This window comes from Comamonas sp. B-9, assembly GCF_000410635.1.
In the GTDB taxonomy this organism is placed as follows: domain Bacteria; phylum Pseudomonadota; class Gammaproteobacteria; order Burkholderiales; family Burkholderiaceae_C; genus Comamonas.
The window spans coordinates 598-3083 of the sequence record NZ_KE148576.1 but is presented as its reverse complement, the minus strand read 5'-3'; the positions used below and the strand labels follow the sequence as shown (position 1 = coordinate 3083).

The following is a 2486-nucleotide window of genomic DNA, read 5'->3' as shown; positions in this document are numbered from 1 at the left end:
GTGGCTGTCGGGCATGGTAGCGCCCTGGGGCATCTGCAAGTGGGGCACCACCACAACGGCCTTGAGGTTGGGGTGGGTGCGCAGGGCCAGCTCCAGCGCCTCGATGGACATGCCGGTGTGCGGGCTCGACGGGATCTCCAGCGCCTGCAGCTTCTTGGCCTCGATCGCCTGCAGGATGCCGTAGAAGGTGGGCGACTCAATCGCCACCATATCGCCCGGCTGAGTCAGCGCATCGAGCGCCAGGTTCACCGCCTCGGAATTGCCAAAGGTCGCCGCAATGTCCATCGGCGCCAGGCGCACGCCAAAGCCCAGCGCGTAGCGCGCCATCGAGGCCTGAAAATCCGGATGGGTGAACGGCGCCGAAGGGCCGTGTACCAGGATCTGGGGCTGCTCGCGCAGCAAGGCCACGGCCAGCTGGTTGAGCAGCTTGGCATCGAACAGCTCGGGCGCCGGCATCGCGCTGCCCAGGTCCACCTTGAGCGGCCCCTTGAGGCGCGCCTTGTTCAGGTACTCGGCCGCCCGCTCGCCAATGCCTTCAAAGCGGTGGTCCTGCATCGGAAAAGGGCCCAGCTGCAGCGGCTCGCGCGCGGCGGGCATCTGCAGGGCCGTATCGCTGACAAAGTAGCCCACGCGGGGCCGCGCCTCGATCAGGCCGCGCGACTCGAGCACGCGCAGCACCTGCAGCGCCGTGCTGTGGCTGACATGGTGCTGGCGCCGGATATCGCGCACCGAGGGCATGCGCGCGCCGACACCCAGGGTCTGCTGGGCAATGGCCTGCTCAAAATGCGCGGCGATGCGCTCGTACAGAAACGCATCGTCCGCAGGCGGGCTGCCTGCCGCGTCTAGGGCATGGCTTTCGGGGATATCACACAGACTCTCTTCTAACAGCGGCACAGCAGGACTCCTGGTTCCGGGAACCTGTCCTTCACCCTTGTGCGCCACCGCAGTGGCCAGGGCCAGGTTCCCATTCGCAGCGCTATGGTCTCAGGTTCAACCCTGACAGAACAGATACAGAAACTGCGATTTTGAACCAGAACAGCCGCTTTGTGCTTGCGCTGTTCTGCCCGACCCTGGTGCGGACTGTGTCTGTTGCGTTGCACTGCATTTTTTTACGCTAGAGCCCTGTTCTGCAATGCTCAGGAAAGCGCAAAAAATGACCACCAGCACCACCGCCCGCCTCGCCACCGCCCTGCCAGGCAGCGCCAGCCCCAAGGCCCAGACCAGCGCCCCGGCGCAGCCCGCCATCCACAGCAACAGCCTGGCCTTGCGTGCAGGCCAGGGCCAATGGTTGTATCTGGAGGCGGGCAGCAGCCTGTACTGCCGCGCCGGGCAGCTGCGGATCAGCTCACCCTGGCACAGCGCGCTGCGCCTGGTGGCCGAAGAGGCCCCGCACTGCAATGGCGCGCATGCGGGCTGGTACTGGCTGCAAGCACAAGGCCTGCAGCCCGCCCAATTGCTGGTGCAGGTGCAGGCCTATGCGGGCTGGCGTGCCGGTTGGCGCAGTGTGGCCGAATGGCTGGGCTGGAAAGGCTGACAGCAGAGGCAGCCTGCCAAGGCGCAATCGCCTTGGTGGCCAATGCCTTATTGGACTGACTGCCTTACTTGCGTTGCCAGACGGCGGCAAAGAAACCGTCGGTCTGGTGCAGGTGGGGCCAGAGGCGCAGGTAGAGGCTGCCGCTGTCGCCGCCGCTGCACAGGCTGGCGGCCTGCTCGACCTTCAGGCCCGCCAGCAGCTCGCCGGCATCCATCGGCACAAAGTCCGGGTGGGCGGCGGCAAAGGCCTCGGCAATCGCCTCGTTCTCAGCGGGCAGGATGCTGCAGGTGGCATAGACCAGGCGGCCGCCGGACTTCACCATGCGGGCACTGCTGGCCAGAATGGCGGTCTGCTTGGCCGTCAGCTCTTCAATCGCCTTGGGGCTTTGGCGCCATTTCAGATCGGGATTGCGGCGCAGGGTGCCCAGGCCCGAGCAGGGGGCATCGACCAGCACGCGGTCCATCTTGCCGGCCAGGCGCTTGACCCGCTCATCGCGCTCATGCGCAATGGCAGCCGGGTGCACATTCGACAGGCCCGAGCGGGCCAGGCGCGGCTTGAGCGCCTCCAGACGGTGGGCCGACACATCAAAGGCGTAGAGGCGGCCGGTGCTGCGCATGGTGGCGCCAATGGCCAGGGTCTTGCCGCCGGCGCCGGCGCAAAAATCGGTCGCCATCTCGCCGCGCTTGGCATCCAGCAACAAGGCCAGCAGCTGCGAGCCCTCATCCTGCACCTCGACCCGGCCTTTGACAAAGGCCTCCAGGCGCGACAGCGCAGGCTTGTCCGCCACGCGCAGGCCCCAGGGGGAGTACGGGGTGGGTTCGGCCTTGATGCCCGCTTCCTTGAGCTCTTTCTGCAGCTCGCTGCGCTTGGTCAGCAGCGCATTGGCGCGCAGATCCAGCGGGGCCGTCTCCAGCATGCTGGCGGCCAGCTGCTCGAACTGCTCACCCACCTG

The 2486-nt window shown here is 66.8% G+C and carries 3 protein-coding genes; 1 reads left to right on the top strand and 2 read right to left on the bottom strand.

What is annotated here, in order from left to right; translation table 11 throughout:
- The coding region (locus tag H928_RS33310) for an aminotransferase class I/II-fold pyridoxal phosphate-dependent enzyme (protein ID WP_373604919.1) at window positions 1–894 on the bottom strand (894 nt) is incomplete at its 3' end.
- 259 nt (window positions 895–1153) lie between these two features.
- Here H928_RS33310 and H928_RS0112745 point away from each other — a divergent pair.
- Window positions 1154–1534: a hypothetical protein gene (locus H928_RS0112745; RefSeq protein ID WP_021026857.1), complete on the top strand. Its 381-nt coding sequence runs from the start codon at window positions 1154–1156 to the stop codon at window positions 1532–1534.
- Between the two features lie 64 nt (window positions 1535–1598).
- Here the strand turns inward: H928_RS0112745 and H928_RS27560 are convergent.
- Window positions 1599–2486: RsmB/NOP family class I SAM-dependent RNA methyltransferase (locus tag H928_RS27560; protein WP_239644955.1), on the bottom strand; the 888-nt coding region annotated here is incomplete at its 5' end.

What these genes read in the sequence shown, in the direction of transcription:
- H928_RS0112745 (WP_021026857.1), top strand. Translation starts at nt 1,154, where the DNA reads ATGACCACCAGCACCACCGCCCGCCTCGCCACCGCCCTGCCAGGCAGC.